Source organism: Streptomyces sp. NPDC056160 (genome assembly GCF_042268205.1).
Lineage (GTDB): Bacteria > Actinomycetota > Actinomycetes > Streptomycetales > Streptomycetaceae > Streptomyces.
Genome location: NZ_JBHJUW010000044.1, coordinates 1 through 21,732, shown reverse-complemented (window position 1 = coordinate 21,732; position 21,732 = coordinate 1). Strand labels below are relative to the sequence as shown.

Annotated in this window: 23 protein-coding genes and 2 pseudogenes; 13 read left to right on the top strand and 12 right to left on the bottom strand. The window is 74.1% G+C overall.

Translation table 11 applies throughout. The features are described from left to right. Positions 1 to 4: 4 nt before the first annotated feature. The gene (locus ACFC02_RS18325) at positions 5 to 235 is read left to right on the top strand and encodes a hypothetical protein (RefSeq protein WP_360961870.1); all 231 of its coding nucleotides are present in this window, start codon (positions 5 to 7) and stop codon (positions 233 to 235) included. A gap of 142 nt (positions 236 to 377) precedes the next feature. On the opposite strand, the pseudogene ACFC02_RS18320 reads toward ACFC02_RS18325, so the two are convergent. After that, positions 378 to 677, bottom strand: a pseudogene (locus tag ACFC02_RS18320) (ricin-type beta-trefoil lectin domain protein); the annotation flags it as partial. Positions 678 to 719: 42 nt separating this feature from the next. Then, on the bottom strand, positions 720 to 1,298 hold the full coding sequence (locus tag ACFC02_RS18315; RefSeq protein ID WP_376357767.1) for a VanZ family protein: 579 nt from the start codon (positions 1,296 to 1,298) through the stop codon (positions 720 to 722). A gap of 254 nt (positions 1,299 to 1,552) precedes the next feature. On the opposite strand from ACFC02_RS18315, the gene ACFC02_RS18310 reads away from it, so the two are divergent. The 7 genes from ACFC02_RS18310 (at position 1,553) to ACFC02_RS18280 (ending at position 6,330) form a co-directional block, all read left to right on the top strand. After that, the gene (locus ACFC02_RS18310) at positions 1,553 to 1,708 is read left to right on the top strand and encodes a hypothetical protein (RefSeq protein WP_376357765.1); all 156 of its coding nucleotides are present in this window, start codon (positions 1,553 to 1,555) and stop codon (positions 1,706 to 1,708) included. Continuing rightward, on the top strand, positions 1,705 to 2,157 hold the full coding sequence (locus ACFC02_RS18305; protein WP_376357762.1) for a monovalent cation/H+ antiporter complex subunit F: 453 nt from the start codon (positions 1,705 to 1,707) through the stop codon (positions 2,155 to 2,157). Before ACFC02_RS18310 ends, ACFC02_RS18305 begins: the two co-directional genes overlap by 4 nt. Beyond that, positions 2,150 to 2,413, top strand: coding sequence for a Na(+)/H(+) antiporter subunit B (locus ACFC02_RS18300; RefSeq protein WP_376357760.1), 264 nt, complete (start codon positions 2,150 to 2,152; stop codon positions 2,411 to 2,413). Before ACFC02_RS18305 ends, ACFC02_RS18300 begins: the two co-directional genes overlap by 8 nt. Continuing rightward, positions 2,410 to 3,150 (top strand): MnhB domain-containing protein, encoded by a 741-nt coding sequence (locus tag ACFC02_RS18295; RefSeq protein ID WP_376357757.1) that lies wholly within the window; start codon positions 2,410 to 2,412, stop codon positions 3,148 to 3,150. Before ACFC02_RS18300 ends, ACFC02_RS18295 begins: the two co-directional genes overlap by 4 nt. Before the next feature lie 19 nt (positions 3,151 to 3,169). After that, positions 3,170 to 3,517 (top strand): sodium:proton antiporter, encoded by a 348-nt coding sequence (locus ACFC02_RS18290; protein ID WP_376357866.1) that lies wholly within the window; start codon positions 3,170 to 3,172, stop codon positions 3,515 to 3,517. Next, the gene (locus tag ACFC02_RS18285; RefSeq protein WP_376357754.1) at positions 3,517 to 5,298 is read left to right on the top strand and encodes a complex I subunit 5 family protein; all 1,782 of its coding nucleotides are present in this window, start codon (positions 3,517 to 3,519) and stop codon (positions 5,296 to 5,298) included. The genes ACFC02_RS18290 and ACFC02_RS18285 overlap by 1 nt, the downstream gene beginning before the upstream one ends. Before the next feature lie 66 nt (positions 5,299 to 5,364). Then, a complete protein-coding gene (locus tag ACFC02_RS18280; protein ID WP_376357751.1) occupies positions 5,365 to 6,330 on the top strand; it encodes a ribose-phosphate diphosphokinase in 966 nt (321 codons plus the stop codon). Here the strand turns inward: ACFC02_RS18280 and ACFC02_RS18275 are convergent. The 4 genes and pseudogenes from ACFC02_RS18275 to ACFC02_RS18260 form a co-directional block, all read right to left on the bottom strand. Then, positions 6,296 to 6,706 (bottom strand): anti-sigma factor antagonist, encoded by a 411-nt coding sequence (locus ACFC02_RS18275; protein WP_376357748.1) that lies wholly within the window; start codon positions 6,704 to 6,706, stop codon positions 6,296 to 6,298. The genes ACFC02_RS18280 and ACFC02_RS18275 overlap by 35 nt on opposite strands. A 46-nt stretch (positions 6,707 to 6,752) precedes the next feature. Continuing rightward, positions 6,753 to 6,986, bottom strand: a pseudogene (locus tag ACFC02_RS18270) (hypothetical protein); the annotation flags it as partial. Positions 6,987 to 7,059: 73 nt separating this feature from the next. Further along, positions 7,060 to 7,359, bottom strand: a complete 300-nt coding sequence (locus ACFC02_RS18265) for a DUF4235 domain-containing protein (protein WP_376357745.1) — start codon at positions 7,357 to 7,359, stop codon at positions 7,060 to 7,062. Positions 7,360 to 7,406: 47 nt separating this feature from the next. Beyond that, positions 7,407 to 8,435: a glutathione S-transferase family protein gene (locus tag ACFC02_RS18260; RefSeq protein WP_376357742.1), complete on the bottom strand. Its 1,029-nt coding sequence runs from the start codon at positions 8,433 to 8,435 to the stop codon at positions 7,407 to 7,409. Between the two features lie 319 nt (positions 8,436 to 8,754). On the opposite strand from ACFC02_RS18260, the gene ACFC02_RS18255 reads away from it, so the two are divergent. After that, on the top strand, positions 8,755 to 9,675 hold the full coding sequence (locus ACFC02_RS18255; protein WP_376357739.1) for a cation diffusion facilitator family transporter: 921 nt from the start codon (positions 8,755 to 8,757) through the stop codon (positions 9,673 to 9,675). Between the two features lie 96 nt (positions 9,676 to 9,771). Here ACFC02_RS18255 and ACFC02_RS18250 read toward each other — a convergent pair whose 3' ends face one another. Beyond that, positions 9,772 to 10,224 (bottom strand): nitroreductase family deazaflavin-dependent oxidoreductase, encoded by a 453-nt coding sequence (locus ACFC02_RS18250; RefSeq protein ID WP_360961831.1) that lies wholly within the window; start codon positions 10,222 to 10,224, stop codon positions 9,772 to 9,774. Between the two features lie 859 nt (positions 10,225 to 11,083). On the opposite strand from ACFC02_RS18250, the gene ACFC02_RS18245 reads away from it, so the two are divergent. The 3 genes from ACFC02_RS18245 to ACFC02_RS18235 all read left to right on the top strand — a co-directional run bounded on the left by ACFC02_RS18245 (position 11,084) and on the right by ACFC02_RS18235 (position 13,977). Beyond that, positions 11,084 to 12,292: a cytochrome P450 gene (locus ACFC02_RS18245; RefSeq protein WP_376357735.1), complete on the top strand. Its 1,209-nt coding sequence runs from the start codon at positions 11,084 to 11,086 to the stop codon at positions 12,290 to 12,292. Between the two features lie 12 nt (positions 12,293 to 12,304). After that, positions 12,305 to 12,523, top strand: coding sequence for a ferredoxin (locus ACFC02_RS18240; protein ID WP_360961825.1), 219 nt, complete (start codon positions 12,305 to 12,307; stop codon positions 12,521 to 12,523). A gap of 485 nt (positions 12,524 to 13,008) precedes the next feature. Next, positions 13,009 to 13,977 carry an aldo/keto reductase gene (locus tag ACFC02_RS18235; RefSeq protein WP_376357730.1) on the top strand — a complete coding sequence of 323 codons (969 nt, stop codon included), beginning with the start codon at positions 13,009 to 13,011 and terminating at the stop codon, positions 13,975 to 13,977. Positions 13,978 to 13,989: 12 nt separating this feature from the next. Here ACFC02_RS18235 and ACFC02_RS18230 read toward each other — a convergent pair whose 3' ends face one another. The 4 genes from ACFC02_RS18230 to ACFC02_RS18215 form a co-directional block, all read right to left on the bottom strand. Then, positions 13,990 to 14,529, bottom strand: a complete 540-nt coding sequence (locus ACFC02_RS18230; protein WP_376357727.1) for a universal stress protein — start codon at positions 14,527 to 14,529, stop codon at positions 13,990 to 13,992. Between the two features lie 30 nt (positions 14,530 to 14,559). After that, positions 14,560 to 15,849 carry an SLC13 family permease gene (locus tag ACFC02_RS18225; RefSeq protein ID WP_376357724.1) on the bottom strand — a complete coding sequence of 430 codons (1,290 nt, stop codon included), beginning with the start codon at positions 15,847 to 15,849 and terminating at the stop codon, positions 14,560 to 14,562. A gap of 69 nt (positions 15,850 to 15,918) precedes the next feature. Next, positions 15,919 to 16,671 (bottom strand): DUF4232 domain-containing protein, encoded by a 753-nt coding sequence (locus ACFC02_RS18220; protein ID WP_376357721.1) that lies wholly within the window; start codon positions 16,669 to 16,671, stop codon positions 15,919 to 15,921. A gap of 169 nt (positions 16,672 to 16,840) precedes the next feature. After that, positions 16,841 to 18,286, bottom strand: a complete 1,446-nt coding sequence (locus ACFC02_RS18215) for a serine/threonine-protein kinase (RefSeq protein ID WP_376357718.1) — start codon at positions 18,284 to 18,286, stop codon at positions 16,841 to 16,843. A gap of 45 nt (positions 18,287 to 18,331) precedes the next feature. Here ACFC02_RS18215 and ACFC02_RS18210 point away from each other — a divergent pair, with 45 nt between their 5' ends. Beyond that, the gene (locus tag ACFC02_RS18210; RefSeq protein WP_376357714.1) at positions 18,332 to 18,886 is read left to right on the top strand and encodes an RNA polymerase sigma factor; all 555 of its coding nucleotides are present in this window, start codon (positions 18,332 to 18,334) and stop codon (positions 18,884 to 18,886) included. A 168-nt stretch (positions 18,887 to 19,054) separates the two neighbouring features. Here ACFC02_RS18210 and ACFC02_RS18205 read toward each other — a convergent pair whose 3' ends face one another. After that, a complete protein-coding gene (locus ACFC02_RS18205; protein ID WP_376357711.1) occupies positions 19,055 to 21,436 on the bottom strand; it encodes a SpoIIE family protein phosphatase in 2,382 nt (793 codons plus the stop codon). Between the last annotated feature and the right edge of the window lie 296 nt (positions 21,437 to 21,732).

The window sequence follows — 21,732 nt, the reverse complement described above, 5'->3', positions numbered from 1 at the left end:
TGACATGACCGAGAGCGCGAGTCCCTACATCTCCCAGCCGCGGATCATGGTGCTCGGGGTCCAGCGGACCGACCCGCCGTTCCGCATCGTGGAGATCGACGGCGAGGTGGTGGGCGAGGCGAAGAGCGTCACCGACGTCCTCCAGGCCGCCGCCGCGTTCGGCATCACCGTCCACGACCTGGACGACCCGGACGTGGTCCGCTGGGTGGGCGGCGACAAGTTCACCTGGCACTGACGCGACCGCGCGGCGCGGGGGCGGGCGCCTCCGGCCGCCCGCACGAGCGCCCCGGCCAGGACCGCCCGCACGAGCGCCCCGGCCAGGACCGCCCGCACGAGCGCCCCGGCCAGGACCGCCCGCGCGAGCGGCCCCGCCGGGATCAGCCCACCGTCCACTTCTGGTCGGCGCCGCCCGTGCAGGTCCAGATCTGCCGGCGGGTGCCGTCGGCCGAGGTGCTGCCCGTGACGTCCAGGCACTTGTCCGCCTGGGGGTTGACGATGTCGTGGGCCGCGGAGAGCGTCCACTTCCGGTTCGGTCCGCCGGTGCAGTCCCACAACTGGACGGTGGCGCCGTCCGCGGTGCCGCCGACCGGGGCGTCGAGGCACTTGCCGAGCGCGCGCAGGGTGCCGTCGGAACCGGCCGTCCACTGCTGGGCGGCGGTGCCGTTGCAGCCGTAGATCAAGTGGCCGTCCATACCGTGGTCCGTACCGGAGCCGCTCCCTCAGCCGCGCCGCCGGCGCGCGTGCACGGCCCGGCCCATGCGCCGCCCGAGCAGCAGGTGGCCGACGAGGGCGCCCGTCGTGTTGAGGATGACGTCGTCGATGTCGAACGCCCGCCCGGTGATCAGCGCGCCCTGGGCGAACTCCACCAGCAGCATCACCAGCGCGGTGAGCAGCAGGACGCTCAGCAGACCGCGCGCCCGGGGCGCGAGCACCGGCACCAGCACTCCGAACGGCACCCCGAGCAGCAGGTTCCCGCCGATCTGCTGGACCGCGTCCCGCAGTCCCGGCGCGCCCAGATAGGCCCGCAGCGACCGGCCCGGGTGCAGGTTCGTGTGCACGAACGACACCGACGAGGGTGACGGCTCGAGCGTCAACCGGGCCAGGACGACGGCGAACGCCACCATGAAGACGAACGCGGCAGCCATCGCCGGCAGGCGCAGCAGCCAGGGCAGCGGCCGGCGGCGCGGCGGGTCCTCCACGGGCTCCTCGACGGGCTCCTCGACGGGCTCCGCGGCCGGCCGGGACCCGGCCGTGCGGGACCGGAACACGGTGAGCGGACGGAACGCCACCCTGGACATGCGATCCTCCCGACGCCAACTCCGTTTCTCAGGGGCCCGGTTACCCCGGATCAGCCCCGGGATGCCGGGCCGGGCGCGGGGGCGGGCCGCCCACGTCGCCGGTTTCCGTTGCTGCTGTCGGGGCATCCGGGCACCGGACCCGCGCGCCGCCGCGCACCCCGTGGTCGGGGCGGTGCTTGGATGCCGGGGCCGGACCAGAGCAGACAACCGAGCCCGGGAGGTGTCGGGTGGACCCGCGTACGACACTGCGCGCCGTGGGCGAGGTAGCGGCCTGGTGGGCCGCGCTCGTCGTGCTGTGGCTCATGCTCATCAGCACCGTCTACACCCTGGAATGGGTGGTCGGCGCCTGCGCCGCGGGCGTGGGCGCGCTGGTCGCGCGGGCCGGACGGCGGGCGGTGAGCCGACGGTGAACGGCTGGCTCGTCGCGGCGACGGCCGTCCTGGCAGTCGGCCTCGGTACGACCCTGTGGGGCGTCGCCACCGGCCCGCTCGGCCGCCGCGTCGTGGCGCAGAACCTCTGCACCGCCCTGGTCTGCCCCGGCCTGCTCCTGCTGTCCCAGGGCTACAGCCGCACCTCCTACGTCGACCTCGCCCTGCTCCTGGCCCTGCTCGGCCCGGTCGGCACCCTGGTCTTCGCCCGGCTTCTCGCCGACGAACTCGCCGAGGACCCGCCGCAGGCCTGGGCGGCGACCTGGACCTGCGCCGCGCTGGGAGCCGTCGTCGTCCTGGCGCTGTGCGTGGTCACCGGACCCGGCCGGGCCATGGTGAAACTCCTGATCGTCGGGGCGCTGCTGGTCGGCGGGAACCTCCTCGCCTCCCGGGCCCTGTCCGGCGGTTTCCCGGGGGCGAGCCGTGGCTGACGCGCTCGTCGTCCTGGCGCTGCTGGGCGTGGCCGGCTGCGCGACCGCCGCCGTCGCCAACCGCGACCCCGCCCGCCAGGCCCTCGTCCTGTCCGTCCTCGGCACCGCCCTCGCCGTGCTCTTCACCGTGCTGCAGGCACCCGACGTCGGCCTGTCCCAGCTCGCCGTGGGCTCCGCCCTCACCCCGCTGCTCATCATGCTCTCGGTCCGCAAGGTCCGGCGGCGCTCCGCCCACGGCAAGGACGGCAGGCAGTGACCCCGCGCGCCCGGCTGTGGCTGGTGGTGCTGGGCGGCGGCTCGCTCGCCGCGCTGCTGGTCGCCGCCTGCGTGCGGCTGCCCGCCTTCGGCGGCCCCTGGCACCCCTACGGCGACCGCGCCGTGCGCGCCGCCCTCGCCCGGCACACCGCCAACACCATCGCCTCCGTCAACTTCGACCAGCGCGCCTTCGACACGATGGGCGAGATGACGATCCTCTTCGCGGCCGTCCTCGGCTGCGTCGTCCTGCTGCGGCAGGCCCGCGACGAACACCGTGATCCGCCCCGGCCCTCCGAGGTCGCGGCCCCCGTGCGCCGCTACGCCCTCGTCGTGCTGCCCGTCGCCCTGGTCACCGGCCTGTACGTCGTCGCCCACGGCCAGCTCAGCCCCGGCGGCGGCTTCCAGGGCGGAGTCGTCGCCGCGACCGCCCTGCACCTGATGTACCTGGGTGCCGACTACGCCGCGCTGGAACGCATCCGCCCCGTCGACGCGTACGAGGTCGGCGACGCGCTGTCGGCCTGCGCCTATCTCGTCCTCGGCTTCGCCGGCGTCCTGGCGGGCACCGCCTTCCTCGCCAACACCCTGCTGCCGTACGGCACGTTCAACACGCTGTCCTCCGGCGGCACCGTCCCGCTGCTGAACGCGGCCATCGGCATGGAGGTCGCCTGCGCCGTCGTCGTGCTGCTCGCCCGCTTCCTGGACCAGGCCGTCGAGATCGAGGAGGAGGACACGGAGTGAGTGCGCCGTGAGCGACGTCATGCACGTGCTGCCGTACCTGGTCGCCGCCTATGTGTTCCTGGCCGGCTGCTACGGCCTGGCCACCAGCCGGAACCTGATCCACGCCGTGGGCTGCCTCGCCGTGTGCCAGTCGGCGACGTACATCCTGCTGCTGGCCGTCGGCTACCGCGACCACGGCACCGCGCCCGTCTTCTCCGACATCGCGCCCGGCTCGCGGCCCGTCGTCGACCCCGTCGTGCAGGCGCTCACCCTGACCGACGTCGTCGTCGGTGCCACGGTGACCGCGCTGCTGCTCGCGCTGACCGTGCAGATCTCCAAGCGGCACGGCACGGTCGACCCCGACGAGCTGAGGGAGCTGCGCGGCTGATGCACCATCTGCTGCCGCTGCTGCCCGCCGTTCCGCTGCTGGGTGCGGCCCTCCTCGTGGCCGGCGGGCGCCGCCTGCCCCGCCCGGCCGCCGAGGCCTTCGCCTCCCTGGCCTGTGCCACCACGGCCGCGCTGGCGATCTGGCTGCTCGTCGGCTCCTCGCCGCCGTTGACGGAGTGGGTCGGCGGCTGGTTCCCGGTGGGCGGCGAGAGCGTCGGCATCGTCGTGACCGGGGACGGCGCGAGCCTCGGCATGGCGGCGCTCGTCTCGCTGCTCACCCTCGCCGCCCTGGCGTACTCCTGGTACTACTTCGACGAGCCGCCCCGCGGCCATGCCGGCTCCTTCCCCGCGCTGATGCTGCTCTTCCAGGGCGGCATGTGCGGGTTCGCGATCGCCGGCGACCTGTTCAACGCGTTCGTGTTCTTCGAGCTGATGAGCGTCGTCGCCTACGCGCTCACCGGGTACCGCATCGACGAGGCGAAGGCCGTGCAGGGCGCGCTGGGCTTCGCCCTCGTCAACTCGCTGGGCGCCTACTTCATGCTCATGGGCATCGCCCTGCTCTACGCCCGCACCGGCGAACTGGCCATGGCGAAGATCGGCCGGGGCCTGGACGCCGCCGCCGGCCACCACGGTCCCGACGCGCTCGCCCTGGCCGGATTCGTGCTGTTCCTGACCGGGCTGCTGGTGAAGGCAGCCGCCGTGCCCTTCCAGTTCTGGCTGCCGGACGCGCACGCCGTCGCCCCCACCCCCGTGTGCATGCTGCTGTCGGGCGTGATGGTGGAACTCGGCGTCTACGGCGTCTGGCGCGTGTACGGCACCGTCTTCTCCGGGCCGGGCGGCGTCCCGGCGGCCGACGCGACGCGGGCACTGGTGGCGCTCGGCGTGCTGACCGCGGCCGTCGGCTCGGTCATGTGCTGGTACCAGCGGCACATCAAGCGGCTGCTCGCGTTCTCCACCATCGCCCACACCGGCCTCTTCCTGGTCGGCATCGGCGTACTGAAGGCCGAGGCGGACGACGGGACCGCGCTGTACATCCTCGCCCACGCGGGTGTGAAGGCCGCCCTGTTCGCCTGCGCCGGCATCCTGCTCGACCGCTACGGCAGCGTCGACGAGTTCTACCTGCACGGCCGCGCCCGGAGCCTGCGCGGCGTCGGGATCATGTTCGCCGTGGGCGCGCTGGCCCTGGCCGGGCTGCCGCCCTTCGGCACGGGCCTCGGCAAGGCGGTCAGCGAGGAGGCCGTCGGCGGACCGCTGACCGTCCTGTACGTCGCCGCCTCCGCGCTCACCGGGGGAGCGGTCCTGCGGGTCGCCGCCCGGGTCTTCCTCGGACTCGGCCCCCGGCCCGGGGAGCGCGACGGCAAGGAGCGCGACGAGGACGAGACGTCCGGAACCGGCGAGGAACCCGAGACCAGGCAGCGGCTGGGCAGGGTTCCCAACACCATGCGGACGGTCCCGGCCGTGCTGCTCGTCGCGGCGCTCGCCGTCGGCGCGGTCCCCGGCTTCGCCGACGTGGTGGGGCACGCCGTCGACGAGGCGGGGACGTGGGGGGTGTTCTCCTCCGTGCGCTGGACCACCGCCGGCGTCCTGCTCGACCTGCTGTCGGCCCTGCTGGCGGTGGGACTCGCGGGTGCGGCCGTGGGCCGCCCCGGGCTGCTGGCCGCGCCGGGCTGGGCCCTGCCGCTCAGACGCCTGCAGTCCGGGCACGTCGGCGACTACGTGGCCTGGCTGCTGGTGGGCGCCGCGCTGCTCGGTGCGCTGGCCCTGCCCGGCATTCTGGGGTGAGGGGCGGTCTGGGCGGATCAGTAGCATGAGCGCGGCAGTCCGGAATGATCATGCGAGGAGCGGATCGTGCGAGACATCGCGGTGTTCAGCGGCAGTGCCCATCCCGACCTGGCGGCCGAGGTCTGCGCGCACCTGGGCGTGCCGCTCAGCCCCACCCGGGTCAGCCGGTTCGCCAACGACTGCCTGGAGGTGCAGTTGCAGGCCAACTGCCGCGAACGCGACGTGTTCCTCATCCAGCCGCTGGTCAAGCCGGTGCAGGAGCACCTGGTGGAACTGCTGCTGATGTGCGACGCGGCGCGTGGCGCCTCCGCCGGGCGCATCACCGTCGTCATGCCGCACTACTCCTACGCCCGTTCCGACAAGAAGGACGCCCCGCGCATCTCCCTCGGCGGGCGGCTCGTGGCCGATCTGCTGGTGGCGGCGGGCGCGAGCCGGGTCCTGGCGATGACGCTGCACGCCCCGCAGGTGCACGGGTTCTTCTCGGTGCCCGTCGACCACCTGCACGCACTGCGCGAACTGGCCGCGCACTTCAGGCAGTACGACCTGACGCGCACCACGGTCGTCTCGCCCGACCTCGGCAACGCCAAGGAGGCCGTCGCCTTCGCCCGGATGATCGGCGCCCAGGTGGCCGCGGGCGCCAAGCAGCGCTACGCCGACGACCGGGTCACGATCAGCTCGGTCATCGGTGACGTGGCCGGGCGGGACGTGATCGTCCTGGACGACGAGATCGCCAAGGGCAGCACCGTGCTGGAACTCCTTCAGCGGCTGCGCGAGTCGGGGCCGCGCTCCATCCGGATCGCCTGCACGCACGGCCTGTTCGCGGCGGGCGCCCTCAAACGGCTCACGGAGCAGAGCGACGTACTGGAGATCGTGTGCACCAACACGGTCCCGGTGCCCGACCACGAGGAGTACCGGGCCCACCAGGACAAGGTGCGGGTGCTGTCCATCGCGCCCGCGCTCGCCGAGGCGGTGCGCCGCATCCACAACGGGGAGTCCGTCAGCGCGCTCTTCGACGCGCCGCGGGACGAATAGACCGGGCGGACCCGGCCCCGGACCACGCCAGGGCGGCGTCCAGGGTCGGCCGCGGGGGCACCAGCCGGGACAGCCCGGTGACGGCGAGGACGCGCAGGGTCAGCGGGTGCGTGCACACCAGCAGCACGTCGCCGCCCTGGCCGAGGACGCGGTTGCGGACCCGGTGGAGCAGGCGCAGCCCGGAGCAGTCGAAGAACTCCACCCCGCTCAGGTCGATCACCACCCGGGACTCGGGCCGGGCCGTGACCCGGTCCAGGCGCGGCAGGACCCGTACCGCGGCGGCGATGTCGATCTCTCCGTGGAACTCCAGGACGGTGTGCCCGCGGTGCCGGCGGACGCGCAGGTTCCGGGTGAGTGGCGCGGGTGCGTTCGCCACGACGACTTCGCCTCCAACCGGTTCTTCCGTTGCGACGGGGGTGCGCTCAGGGAGCGCACCGTGGGCCCCCGCTCTGCAAGTTACCCTCGATGGAGTGAATTCCAGCATGTTCGATTGACATATGTCTGTGAATTGCCGTTGGCCTGGCGGAGGGACGCCGCCTCACTCGGCGGCGAACACCCAACACCCTCCCCCCCACGTACGTCTCCCGCACCTTCGTCCGAGCGATCGCCTCCGGCGGACCGGCGAACGGGTCACGGTCCAGCACCACCAGGTCCGCGAGCGCCCCGGCTGCGCCGAGGTCGTCGACCGCCGCGCGGCCGCGGGCCTCCCGCGGCCCCGGCGGTGCGGCTTCAGTCGCGGCCCTCGGCGCTCTTCGCCGGCCACACCCCCGTCGAGCGGGCGATGGCCGTGGCGCCCGCGCGGTCCACCGCGCTGCGCACCACGGCGAACAGCGCGCCCTGCACGGCCGCCGCGAGCAGGATCTCGCCCCAGCGGCGGTCCTCGTCGAGGGCGTCGGGGGCGTCGTCCTCCTTGCGGAACGCCTTCCACGTGGTGCGGAACGCCTTCCCGGCGAGGGCCCCGCCGACCCACCCCAGCACGAAACCGACGGGCTGGTAGGCGAGCGGGAGCTTGTTCTTCTTCTTGGCCACCTGTGTCTCCTTCGTTCCTTCACGGGTAGGGCGCGTACGGCGCCGGGTCAGGGCCGGCCCCGGGGCGGGATCCGTTCGGCCTCGCGCACGGGGCCCGGCGGTGTCCCCTCGCCGAAGGGCCGGCCGCCCAGCTCCTCGCGCCCGTGCGGCGTAAGCCAGCCGGACAGGTCGGGCCCGAGGGGCACGATGCCGGTCGGGTTGATGCCGGTGTGCACCTGGTAGTAGTGCCGCTTGATGTGGTCGAAGTCGACCGTGTCGCCGAAGCCCGGCGTCTGGTAGAGGTCACGGGCGTACGCCCACAGCACCGGGTTCTCCGCCAGCTTCCAGCGGTTGCACTTGAAGTGTCCGTGGTAGACGGCGTCGAACCGCACCAGCGTCGTGAACAGCCGGATGTCCGCCTCGGTGATCGTGTCGCCGACGAGGTAGCGCTGCCGGGCCAGCCGCTCCGTGAGCAGGTCCAGCCGGCGGAACACGCCCTCGCACGCGGCCTCGTACTCCTGCTGGCCGGTCGCGAAACCCGCCCGGTAGACGCCGTTGTTGACGTCCTCGTACACCTCGGCCGTCACCGTGTCGATCTCGTCGCGCAGCGCCCGCGGGTACAGGTCGGGCGCCCCGGGCCGGTGCAGGTCCTTCCACTCGGTGGCGAGGTCGAGGGTGATCCGCTGGTAGTCGTTGGTGACCAGCTCACCGCTGGGCACGTCCACGACCGCGGGCACACTCACCCCGCCGGGGTAGCCGCTCTCCCTCCGGTCGTAGGCCTCGCTGAGGTGACGGATGCCGAGCACCGGGTCCCGGTCGCCGGGGTCCAGCGTGAAACGCCAGCTCCGGTCGTCCTGGATCGGATCGACCACGGCCAGCGACAAGGCGTCCTCCAGGCCGAGCAGCCGCCGCGACACGAGCGCCCGGCTCGCCCAGGGACACGCCCGGCTCACCACCAGCCGGTAACGCCCGGCGGCCACCGGCCAGCCGTCCCGCCCGTCCGCGGTGATCCGGTCGGCGAAGTGGCTCTTCGAGCGTTTGAAGGCCTTGTGGCCGTAGGAGCGGTTGCCGCCGTTCCCGTCGTCCCCGTCGCTCATGCCGGTCCTCCCTGCGGTCGCCGCGCACCGATCGAGGTGCACCGATCGAGGTGCACTGGTGAACACGTTCCCCGAAATCCGCCGACGGCACGGTGTGATCCGCGCGGACGGGGGGCAGTCGGCGAACGTGGACGGGACATCCGACGAGACAGCCGAAGAGACGACGCGAACAGCCGGGAGAACAGGAACGACCGGGCACACCGCAACCGCCGGGGCGACCGGTAGCGCCCCCACGGCCGATTCAGCAGACGGAGCCGAGAGAGCCGAGAGAGCCGAGACGGGGCCGGGGCCCACCGCCGACCGGAAGACGCGGGTCACCGTGCTGGTGGCGCTCGCGGCGAACCTGGTCATCGCGGTCGCCAAGGCCGTGGGCGGCCTCGTCGCGCACTCGCCGGCCCTGCTGTCCGAGGCGGCCCACTCCGTCGCCGACAGCCTCAACGAGGTCTTCCTGCTGGCCGCGCTGCGCCGCAGCCGCCGCCCCGCCGACCGACGGCACCCCTTCGGTTACGGCAAGGAGCGGTTCTTCTGGTCGCTCCTCGCGGCCGTCGGCATCTTCGTCATGGGCGGCTGCTTCTCCTTCTTCCAGGGCGTCCAGGCCCTGCGCGAGGGCGCCCACGAGGACCTGTCCGGGTACGTCATCGGCCTGATCGTGCTCGGGGTCGCCCTGCTGGCCGAGGGCACCTCGCTGCTGCGGGCGGTGCACCAGGTGCGCGCCCAGGGCGGCGCGGCCGGGCTGCGCGACCCCGCGCTGCGCACGGTGGTCGCCGAGGACGGCACCGCGGTGCTAGGTGTCACGCTCGCCATCGCCGGCATGGCACTGCACATGGCCACCGGGCAGGTCGTGTGGGAGGCCTCGGCCTCGCTGGCGATCGGCGCGCTGCTCGTCTACGTCGCCTACCGCCTGGGCCGCGACGCACGCGACCAGCTGATCGGGGAGGCCGCGGACCCGGAACTCAGCGGCCGGATCCGCAGTCTGCTGCGGGCGCAGCCCGAGATCGACAGTGTGGAGGCGCTGCTCACCATGAAGCTGGGCCTCGACTCCGTGCTGGTGGCGGCCAGGGTCGACCTGGCACCCGGCATGGACAGCGAACGGGTGGAGGAGGTCGCCGTGCGCATCAAGCGGTCGATCGCCCGCACCGTCCCCGCCGCGGACCAGATCTTCCTCGATGTGACCGACCGCCCCGCCGGGGAGGAGGCACGGCAGAGCCCCGCCGCGACGGGGGAGCGCGGCGGGGCCTGACAGACGGGTGCCCGCTCCACGGCCGGTCCATGCCTCACGGCCGGGATCCGCCCGCAACGGACGCACCCGGAGCCCGGGCCCTGCCGCCGCCGGGGCTCAGTGCCCGTCGGGCGCCGCCTCCAGGACGAAGACCGGGATCTCCCGCGAGGTCTTCTCCTGGTACTCGGCGTACGGCGGGAACGCGGCGACGGCCCGCTCCCACCACTCGGCCTTCTCCGCTCCGGTGACCTCACGGGCCGTCATGTCCCGCTTGACGGGCCCGTCCTGGAGTTCGACCCGGGGGTCGGCCAGCAGGTTGAAGTACCAGAACGGGTGCTTGGGCGCGCCGCCCTGCGAGGCCACCACGGCATAACGCCCCGAGTGCTCCACCCGCATCAGCGGGGTCTTGCGGAGCCGGCCGCTGCGTGCGCCGCGCGTGGTCAGCAGGATGACGGGCAGCCCCGTCTCCCTCAGCGTGGTCCCCTCGGTGCCCCCGGAGCTCTCGTACAGCTCCACCTGTTCGCGTACCCACTGGGTGGGGCTGGGCTCGTACTCGCCTTCAAGAGGCATGTGGTCGGTCCTCTCCTCGCTCGGTCGGTCTCCGGTCACGCGCTGCGGTACAACACCGTTGCCCGGACGTTTCATCCCTACCGCGTTCCCCTCCGGTCACGCCTGGGACGGTCATCTTCCGCGGGCGCCGCCACTCATGGCGAGATCCGGCAGCAGAGTGCGGCCACCGGCGCCCGTATCGCGCCACGTCCGTGTCCGGACGGGTCCGTCCACCGTGTCCGCCGAGCGCCGTACCCAGGGGGGTGCTTCCGGACGGCAGCGACGTCCGCACCGCAGGCGGCCCCCCGGGCTGGCCGGATCCCTGCCGAGCAGCGCGCCGTCGCAGACGGGCAGCGGCTGCCGGCTCGCGGCGGCGGGGAAGGCGGCGAGGACGAACGTGCCCCGGTGCGGGGCCCCGGCGGCTTGCGCGGCGCAGGCACCGGCCCGCAAGGAGGTACGGGCGGCGAGCGGGACCATGCACGTCCCCACGGCGCCGACGGGTACCGCGATGCCGAGGCCCGCGACGAGTCCGGCCACGGACACGGCCGTCAGGACCGGGGCGTACCGGGCCTTCGCGGACGGCCGGGCCGCTGCCGGCGCCCCGTCCCGGAGGCGGCGGACGGCGGCAGCGGCGGTACGACGGCCGAGGACACGGCCGGATCGTGCATGCCCGGCCCGGCGAGGACAATCGAATTGCGAAGCCGGATCACGAAACGAACCACGGAACGAACCACGGAACGGAAGAGGTGCTTCCCGGCCAGATCCGGTGGATCGTCGAAGTGGCCGAACTTCGCGTCGCACCATAGATGCCTCAGGCATCTAATGAAGATCGGCACGACGCACACTTCGTCTGCTCGTCCGCTCGTCTGCGAGGTCTTCCATGCCGGACCCGACCGTCGAAACCCCCCACCCCGTGGCCTTCCCGCAGGACCGCTCCTGCCCGTACCACCCGCCTACCGGCTACGATCCCCTGCGCGAGTCCCGGCCGCTCGCCCGCATCACCCTCTACGACGGCCGCCCGGCCTGGGTCGTCACCGGGCACGCCCTCGCCCGCGAACTGCTCGCCGACCCGCGCCTGTCCAGTGACCGCACCCGTCTCGGGTTCCCGGTGACCACCGCCCGTCTCGCGGCGGTGCGCGACCGCAAGACCGCGCTCCTCGGGGTCGACGACCCCGATCACCGCACGCAGCGGCGCATGCTGATCCCCAGCTTCACCCTCAAACGCGCCACCGCCCTGCGGCCCCGTATCCAGGGGATCGTCGACGGCCTGATCGACCGGATGACCGCCCTGGGGCCGCCCGCCGAACTGGTCCGGGACTTCGCCCTCCCCGTGCCCTCCATGGTGATCTGCGAACTGCTCGGCGTTCCCTACGCCGACCACGAGTTCTTCGAGGAGCAGTCCCGCCGGCTGCTGCGCGGCCCGGACGTCGCCGACGTGCTGGACGCGCGCGGCCGGCTGGAGACGTACCTGGGCGACCTGGTCGACCGCAAGCAGAAGGAACCGGGCGACGGAGTCCTGGACGACCTGGTCCAGGAACGGCTGCGCGAGGGCGAACTGGACCGTGCGGAGGTCGTCGCCCTCGCGATCATCCTGCTCGTCGCCGGCCACGAGACCACCGCCAACATGATCTCGCTGGGCACGTACACCCTCCTGCAGCACCCCGAGCGGCTGGCCGAACTGCGCGCCGACCCCGCGCTGCTGCCCGTCGCGGTCGAGGAACTGATGCGGATGCTGTCCATCGCGGACGGACTGCTGCGCCAGGCCGACCAGGACATCGAGGTGGCGGGCACCACCATCCGGGCCGGGGACGGCGTGGTCTTCTCCACCTCCGTCATCAACCGCGACCAGAGCCTCTACGACACCCCGGACGTGCTCGACTTCCACCGGCCCACCCGCCACCACGTCGCCTTCGGCTTCGGCATCCACCAGTGCCTCGGCCAGAACCTCGCCCGCACCGAGATGGAGATCGCCCTGGGCTCCCTCTTCGCCCGGCTGCCCGGCCTCCGGTTGGCCGCACCGCCGCAGGAGATCCCCTTCAAACCCGGCGACACGCTCCAAGGAATGCTGGAACTCCCCGTGACCTGGTAAGAGGCTGCTCCCATGCGCATCGACATCGACAAGGACCGCTGTATCGGCGCCGGCCAGTGCGCCCTGGCCGCCCCGGGTGTCTTCACCCAGGACGACGACGGCTTCAGCAGCCTGATCCCCGGCCGGGAGGACGGCGGCGGCGACCCCATGGTCCGCGAGGCCGCGCGGGCCTGCCCCGTCGGGGCGATCACGGTGACGGAGAAGGACGCCGCGGCCGGGACGGCGGGGTGAAGGGAACGCCGGGAGCGGCGCCGGCGGCGGCGACGAGGGACTGAGGGCGACCACGGGCCGGCCCGGTCGGCGCAGCGGCGGTGAAGTTGCCGCGGGCGACCGAACCGACCGGGCAGGCCGCGGGAGACCGTTCTTCCACGTCGTCGTCCGCGGCGTCGGCAGGGCTTCCGGAGGCGGCACCCTGGTCGCCGCCGCCGGGGGACCGCGGCTGAGAGGTGGGCGTGATCGCCACGCCGGTCGCGACGGGCGGCTTCTTCGACATCGAGGACATCCGGGCGCGCGCCGGCGCACACCCTCAGGACGGCACGCGCTCGGAGTCCGTCGGGGAGCGGCGCTCGGCCTCCTCGGCCCGGCCCGCCACCGGCCCGACCTCCCGTCCCGCGCCTGAGGCAGCCACGCGTCCGGCATCCGGTACGGCCGGCCGTCGTGATCCGAAGCGGCCTACGCTCTGCCCGGCAACCACCCCGAAGACAGGAGCAGCAACGATGCAGTATGTGAAGCTCGGTTCGACGGGCCTGGACGTGTCGCGGATCTGTCTGGGCTGCATGACCTACGGCGAACCCGAGCGCGGCGCGCACGAGTGGACCCTCGACGAAGAGGCGTCCCGGCCGCTCGTCCGGCAGGCGCTGGAGGCCGGGATCACCTTCTTCGACACGGCCAACGTCTACTCCGACGGCACCAGCGAGGAGATCGTCGGCCGCGCCCTGCGGGACTTCGCCCGCCGCGACGACATCGTGCTCGCCACGAAGGTGCACGGCCGGATGCGGCCGGGTCCCAACGGCGCCGGACTGTCCCGCAAGGCCATCATGACCGAGATCGACCACAGCCTGCGCCGCCTGGGCACCGACTACGTCGACCTCTACCAGATCCACCGCTGGGACCCGTACACGCCGATCGAGGAGACGATGGAGGCGCTGCACGACGTCGTCAAGGCCGGCAAGGCACGTTACATCGGGGCGAGTTCGATGTACGCCTGGCAGTTCTCCAAGGCGCAGTACACCGCCCGGGCGCACGGGTGGACCCGCTTCGTCTCCATGCAGAACCACTACAACCTCCTCTACCGCGAGGAGGAGCGCGAGATGCTGCCGCTCTGCGCGGACCAGGGCGTGGGCGTCCTGCCCTGGAGCCCGCTCGCCCGCGGCCGTCTCACCCGCGACTGGGGTACCGAGACCGGGCGCAGTGCCACCGACAACTTCGGCAGCACCCTCTACCCGGAGGGCGACCGCGCCATCGTCGAGGCCGTCACCCGCATCGCCGGCGAGCGCGGCGTCCCGCGCGCCCAGGTGGCCCTCGCCTGGCTGCTCCACCAGGACACGGTGACGGCACCGATCGTCGGCGCCTCCCGGCCCGGGCACCTCGACGACGCGGTCGCCGCCGTCGAACTCGAACTGAGCGACAAGGAGATCGAGGAGCTGGCCCGCCCCTACACGCCGCACGAGGTCAGCGGCCACTGACCACCGGCGCCGTCAGGGCGTGCGCGGGGGCCCGGGGTGCGGCTGCCCGCCGTGGCCCGGGCCGGTGTGCGGCGGCGGTGGCGGTGGCAGCGTCGTGAGGTCCGGCGCCGCCTCCGGCCACACCAGCAGCACCGGGCACGGAGCGTGGTCCACGGCGAACCGCACGGCGGGCCCCAGGCTGCGCGGCCCGAGCCGGTCGCGGTCGCCGTCGCGGGCCAGCACCAGCAGGTCGGCGTCCTCGGCGGCGGCCACCACCTCGCGTTCGGCCCGCCCCGCCCGCTCCAGCCGGGCGCACGGCCGCCCGAGCCGGGCCGCCGCCGCCTCCAGCAGCTCGGCGGCCGAGGTGCCGCCGAGGTCGGTCAGCCGGGCGCCCGGATCCCGCTCGCGGTGTCCCCGGCCGAGCAGCCCGGCGAACGCCCCGTGCGCCACGGCCGGCACCTCGGCGCCGCTGACGTGCAGCAGCACCACCTCGGAGGTGTCCGGCGCGTGGGCGCGCACGGCGTCCACGCAGGCGGGCCAGGTGCCCTCGACGAGCCAGGCGATCACACGCATACGACGACCTCCGTCAGTCGTTCGGGCATCTCACAGGACCTGCAGCGACCCCCACAGTGCCACCACCGCGGGCACCAGCGCGGCCGGCACGGCCAGCAGACCCAGGCGGGTGAACTCCTTGAGGTCCACGCCGTGTTCGTGCTGGTGCACGATCCGCCGCCACAGCAGGGTCGCCAGCGATCCTGCGTACGTCAGGTTGGGGCCGATGTTGACCCCGAGGAGCACCGCGAGGACCGCGCCCGGCCCGGCGGGGGCGGTCAGCGGCAGCAGGACCAGGACCGCCGGGAGGTTGTTGATCAGGTTCGCCAGGACGGCGGCGAGCGCGGCGACACCGAGCAGCGCGGGCAGTGCGGTGCCGCCGGGCAGCAGGTGCCCGAGCGCGTCGGCGAGCCCGTTGTCGACCACCGCCCGGACCACGATCCCGAGCGCCAGGACGAACGCCAGGAAGGCCGGCGCCGCCGCCCGCACCACGGTCAGCGGGGTGGCCCGGCGCCGCACCAGCGCACGCCCGGCCAGCACCAGCGCCCCCGCGAGCGCCGCCCACGCCGGTTCGACGCCGAACGTGGACGTCACGACGAACCCCGCCAGCGTGCAGCCCACGGTGACCAGCGCGAACACGGGGAAATCGGGAGCCTCGCCGGTGTCCGGCGCGGGCGCCGACGCCGCCAGGTCGCGTGCGAAGAAGCGGCGGAAGACCACGTACTCGGCGGTGATGGCCACCAGCCACGGCAGCGCCATCAGCGCGGCGAACCGGGTGAAGCTCAGGCCGCTCGCCGCGAAAGCCAGCAGGTTGGTGAGGTTGGAGACCGGCAGGAGCAGCGACGCCGTGTTGGACAGGTGGGTGCAGGCGTACACGTGCGGTTTGGGCCGTACGCCCGTCCGGGCCGCGGTGGCGAACACGACCGGGGTGAGCAGCACGATCGTGGCGTCCAGGCTGAGCACGGCCGTGATCGCCGACGCCAGCGCGAACACCGCCGTCAGCAGCCGCACCGGCCGGCCCCCCGCCCGGCGGGCCATCCACGCCCCGCACGCCTGGAACAGCCCCTCCACGTCGCAGAAGTGGGCGAGGACCAGCACCGCGGCCAGGAATCCGACCACCGGTCCCAGTTGCTGCGCCTCGGCGCGCGCGTGGCCGAGCGAGATCGCCCCGGTGGCGACGGCGACGCAGGCGGCGGGAACGGCCAGGGCCGCCTCGGGCCAGCCGAAGGGCCGGACGACGGCCCAGGCGAGGACGGCGACGAGCAGGACGACGGAGAGTGTCTCTGCGAACGGGGTGTTCAGGGCTCGGTCCTCCGGGCGCGGTCGACGGTGCCCGCACATCAAAGCAAACGCCCGTCGGGGTTCCGCCCGCACGTGCGGGGACACGGATGCGCCGGTCCCGGCGCCGCCTCAGGGGGCGGTGCCGGGGCTGAGGACCGTGAGGAAGACCGAGGAGGAGTTCCCGCCGACGGGGACCTGGCCGGCCGTCCACCTCACCGTGAGGTGATCACGCTCGTCGGGCGGGGTGACGAGCAGCGTCGCCGGCCTCGCGGTCCTCGCCTCGCTCACCTCGGGGTTGGAGAAGGTCAGGCCCGCCCAGGCGCTGTGGCCGGGGCGCAGCGTCACGGTGGCGGGTGTACCCGACTCGCGCTTCGGGTCCGGGCCCAGCTGCCTGCCGGAGGCGTCCACGAAGGCGGCGCCCGGATAGCCGCGGACCGTGCAGGTGCGGCCGGAGGTGTTGGTGAGGACGAGGGGGAAGTTCTCCTGTCCGGCTCCGGGGTCGTTGCGGCCCACCGTCGCCCTCAGCTCCGAGGTGTGGCAGCGGGTGCTCCGCGCCGCCATGCTGGTCCCGTTCCCGTTCCCGTTCCCGTTCCCGTTGCCTGCGCTTGTGCTGGTGCCCTTGCTCGTGCCCGGGGCGGCGGGGGAGGAGCCCGGCCGGGTGGCGGTGCCGCCCGGGGCGGTGGTGGCGGAGCCGGGCGCGTCGCTCGTGGCGGGCGCGGCACCGCTCGTGCTGCCGCCGGTCGCGGGCGCCGCGGTGCCCGGCACCTTCTGCGGGCCGGCCGACGTGCCGTCGGCGCTGCCGCAGGCGGTCAGCAGACCCAGTACGGCCACCGAACTCGCGAGCAGCGCCCTGCGGCGGGGGGAAGAGGACGTGTGCGCCATGTTCCACGCTCCTGGTGGTTCGTCGCACGCGCCTTGGGCGTGCGTCCGGCGCCTCGTGCGCCGACAAGAGGTCCGATGCGCGGACCGGCCGGAAAGTTCGCGGTTCTCGGGAAATCCTCCCGAAGTGTTCTTCCCGGTCCCGGCCCGCGGGACGTTCACCCGTACGGGGTCAGGTGACCCGCAGCGAGCGGAGTATGCCGTCGGTCGCGTCGGCGCCGTCGCGCTGGCGGATCTGCACGTACACCTGGGGCCCCGGGGCGGCACCCGCGGGGACCAGCGCGGCCTCCGTGAGGCGGCCTTCGCCGGGGCACCGGGTCCAGGCGCGCACCCGGCCCCGCCACCGGTCGCCCGTGTAGGCGCGGCTCCCGTCGTAGTGGCAGCCGGGATGGTCGACGGCGTTCACCCGGGCGGTGACGTCACCGTGCTCGCTGAGTCCGGCGAACACACCGCGCACCCCGGCTCCCAGGTCCTGCCACCGCCCCAGGTCGTCGGCGACCGCCAGCCCCGGCTCGTGCCCGGCGGGCAGCCCCAGCGTCCGCGGGTCCCAGCCGGAGTCCCGCAGCTGCCGCCCCCAGCCGTCGGGCACCCGCAGCTCGATCCGGCCGGTGGCGTCCGCCACCCGCACGCCGGGCGGCGCCGACGGCCGCAGCGTCAGCGCCAGGGCGACGCCCGCGCCCGCGACGGCCGCGACGGCGGCCGTCAGCGCCACGGTCCCGCGCCGCCCGAGCCGCCCACGCCGCACGCGCGGCCGGGCGTCCGGCGGGCCCGCCCCGCCTGCTGCGCCTGCCGCGTCAGACCCGTCCGACCCGTCCGACCCGTCCGTGTCCGTAGTGGCCGCCCGCTCCAGTTCCCGGGCGAACGCCTCGGCGGTGGGCCAGCGCCGCTCGCGGTCCGGTTCCAGGGCCCGCAGGAGCGTGCGCGCCACGCCGGGGTCCAGGCCCGGACGCAGCCGACGCGGCGGCACGATCCGGCCCGGCGCGCCCGGGACCGTGCCCGTGGCCAGCTGGTAGCCGACCGCGCCCAGGCTGTAGACGTCGGCCCGCGCGTCGATGCCCGCGCCCGGCTCGGCCTGCTCGGGCGGCCGGTACCCGGCCGACCCGGCGGCCAGGGTCAGCCCCGAGGCCTCGGCCAGGCTCTTGGCGAGCCCCAGGTCGGCCAGGAGCACCCGCCGGGTGCCGTCCGGCGCGGTGCGCAGCAGGACGTTGCTCGGTTTGATGTCCCGGTGCACGATGCCCGCCTCGTGCAGCGCCTGCGCGCTCCGGGCGGCCAGCGCGGTCAGCCGCAGCGCCTCGGCCACCGGGAGCGGACCGTCGTCCAGCAGGTCGGCCAGGGTGCCGGCGTCGGCGTACTCCATGACGAAGTACGGTCTGCCGTCGGGCAGTTCACCGATGTCGTGGACCTGCACCACGCGGGGCGAGGCGGCCTTGCGCAGCAGCCGCGCCTCGGACAGGAACCGTTCCCGCACGTCCAGGCGGTGCGACCAGTTCTCGGCGAGGACCTTGACGGCCACCGGAGCGTCCAGTTCGTCGTCGTGGGCCAGCCACACCGTGCCGAAGGCGCCGGTCCCCAGGCGCCGTTCGAGCCGGTAGCGGCCGATCCGTCCGACGGAGTGCATGGCACTATCATGCCTGCTGCGAGATCGACTCCAAGGAGGCCCGTCGTGACCGACGACGCGGAGCCGACCGAAGAGCTGGCCCGGCGGGCCGCGGCCGGCGACGGCGGCGCGCTGGAGGCGCTGCTGAGGGAGATCCGTCCCGAGGTGGTGCGGCGCTGCGGGCGGTTCCTGCCCTGCCGCGAGGACGCGGAGGAGGCCGCGCAGGACGTGCTGCTCCAGCTCGCCCGGCGGATCACCACCTTCGAGGGCCGCAGCCGGTTCAGCACGTGGCTCTGCACGGTGGTCGCCAACTGCTGCCGGCAGAAGTACCGCGAACTCAAGCGCCGTGCCGCCGAGCAGCCCGCCGCCATCGAACCGGCCCAGCACGTCGACCCGCGCACCACCAGCGTCATCGCGGGCTCCCGCGTGGACCTGCTGGAGGCGCTGGAGCGGCTGGAGCGCGAGCACCCGCACCTGGTGGCGCCCCTGGTGTACCGGGACATCTGCCGGCTGGAGTACGCCGAGGCCGCCGAGCGGGCCGGGATCCCGCTCGGCACGCTGAAGTCGCGGCTGCACGCGGCGCGCCGCCACGTCAGGCCCTGGCTGACGGACGCGTCCTGACACCGGACCCGACGGACGCGCCCTGAATTCTGAAACCGGCGGACGCGCCCGAACCGGACGCGCCCCGAACCTGAAACCGGCGGACACGCCCGAACCTCGGCCTGCCGGACGCGTCCTGAACGCGAACCGGAGGGCCGCCGGGCTCGCCCGGCGCTGCGCCCTTCCGGTTCACTCGTCGTCGGCCAGGCCCAGCTCCGCCCAGATGGTCTTGCCCTCGGTGGTGTGCCTGCTGCCCCACCGCTGGGTGAGCTGTGCGACCAGCAGCAGTCCGCGCCCGCCCTCGTCCCAGGTCTTGGCCCGGCGCAGGTGCGGCGCGGTGCTGCTGGTGTCGGAGACCTCGCAGATCAGGTGGGTGTCGTCGTGGATGAGGCGCAGCCTGATCGGCGGGGTGCCGTACCGGATGGCGTTGGTGACCAGCTCGCTCACCACCAGCTCCGCCGTGAACGAGACCAGACTCAGCCCCCAGGTCTCCAGCTGGTCGACGACCTGCTTGCGCACCGGCGCCACCAGCGACGGGTCGGCCGGGACGTCCCAGGTGGCCACCTGGGACGGGGGCAGGCCCCGGGTGCGGGCGAGCAGCAGGGCGACGTCGTCGGCCGGGCTGCCCGCGGGCAGCAGCGCGTGCAGCACCCGGTCGCACGCCTCCTCCAGGCAGTCGCCGGGCTCGGCCAGCGTCTCTCGCAGCAGCCGCTGCGCGGCTTCGACGTCCCGCTCACGGCTGTCGACCAGCCCGTCGGTGTAGAACGCGAGGACGCTGCCCTCGTCCAGATCCAGCTCGGCCGACTCGAACGGCAGCCCGCCCAGGCCGAGCGGAGGGCCGGGCGGCAGCTCGACCCGGTGGGGCCGGCCGCCGGGCGGGACCAGGACCGGGGCGGGGTGTCCCGCACGGGCCAGCGTGCAGCGCCGCGAGACCGGGTCGTACACCGCGTACAGGCAGGTCGCGCCGACCTCGCCGGGGCGTCCCCCGTCCTCGTCGCCGGCCTCGGCGGACATCCGGGCGACCACGTCGTCGAGGTGGGTGAGCAGTTCGTCGGGGGCGAGGTCGATGTCGGCGAGGGTGCGTACGGCGGTGCGCAGCCGGCCCATGGTGGCCGACGCCTCCACCCCGTGGCCGATGACGTCCCCGACGACCAGGGCGACCCGCATCCCGGACAGGGGGATCACGTCGAACCAGTCGCCGCCCACCCCGGCCCGTGCCGCCGGGAGGTAGCGGGAGGCCGCCGCGACGGCGGCCGTGCGTGCCAGGGTGCGCGGCAGGAGGCTGCGCTGGAGGGCGAGGGCCGTCTCGCGCTCGCGGGAGTAGCGGCGGGCGTTGTCGATGCAGACGGCGGCGCGGGCGGTGACCTCCTCGGCCAGCAGCACGTCGTCGGGCAGGAACCGGGCGGGCTGGGCGAAGCGCGTGAAGACGGCGACGCCGAGCGTCATGCCCCGGGCCCGGATCGGCACCGACATCGTGGAGTGGACGCCGAGCGGGCCGACGCGCCGGCTGCGCACCGGGTTCCAGGCCAGCCACTTCTCCAGGTCGCCCGAGCCCTCGGACACCACGATCGCGTGCCCCGACAGCAGGGAGGCGCCCTGCGGCGAGACCGCCGGGTAGATCTCGCTGTGCCCGACGGCGGTCACCGCCTCGGGATCTCCCGGGGTGACGGAGCGGTGGGCGACGCGTCGCAGCGCGGCCGGCACGCTCAGCGGGCCGATGGGCAGTTCACCGCCGTGCGCGGGCGGGTCCACCAGGTCGACGCTGACGAAGTCGGCGAGGGCGGGGACGCAGACGTCGGCGAGTTCCTGTGCGGTCCGGCTGACGTCCAGCGTGGTGCCGATGCGCACGCTGGCCTCGTTCACCAGTTGCAGCCGCTCGCGCGCCCGGTGTTGCTCGGTGAAGTCGTGGGCGGCGACACAGACCCCGCGCACCCGGCCGGCGGGGTCGGTGATCGGGGACATCCGGGCCATCCAGGCGTTCATCCGCCCGTCGCCGCCGATCGGCACGTACGTCCGCACGTCGTGTCCCCGGCCGGTGTCGAGGACGCGGAGCATGTGCCGCTCGATGTCCGCGCTCTGCGGCCCGCCGCCGATCTCGGGCAGGCGCAGGCCGCGCAGCCGCTTCCCGGAGACGCCGAGCACCTCGGCCATGGCGTCGTTGACGGCCCGCAGTCGCAGCCGGTCGTCGTAGATCGCGACGGCACAGGGGGACTGGACGAGTCCGGCCCGGGACAGCACGTCGTCCGGGGCGTCGCGGTCGCGGCCCTCCAGCGGGGTGACCACCAGCCAGTCCCCGCCGTCCCGCGCGTGCCGGTGGTGTGCGAGCACCCAGACGGACACGGCGTGGCCGTCACGGTGACGCAGGGTGAGAGTGCCGTTCCAGCGGTGTCCCTCGGGCAGGGAGACCGGCGTGCCGTCCGCGAGCAGGTGCGCGGCAGGCCTGGCCAGCACCTCCTCCGGCGCCCAGCCGAGCAGCCGGCGCGCGCCCTCGTTCCATTCGACGAGGACGCCGTGCTCGTCGACGACGGCCCGCGCCGTGGCGGCCTCGTCGAACGGATAGACCGGGCTCATCCTCGTCACTCCAACGCGCACACTCACAGTGATCAGGTGTGTCACTCCCGTTCCAGCGTAGTGCGTACCGGCCCCGAGCGGTCGGCCGCCCCCGGGGAGGGCCCGGGACAGGGGGCCCCGAAAGGGCCTGGGACAAGCCCCCGGGAGGGGCCTGGGAAAGGGGACCCGGGAAGGATCTAGTGCCGCGGCAGGCAACGTTCGCCCGTCAAGGAGCGGCGTCCGGTGCGTGCTCTCGGTGTGCCGGCCGGAAGTCCTCGTACTGGACGTACTCGGGCTTTCGGCCGGTGCGGCGAGAG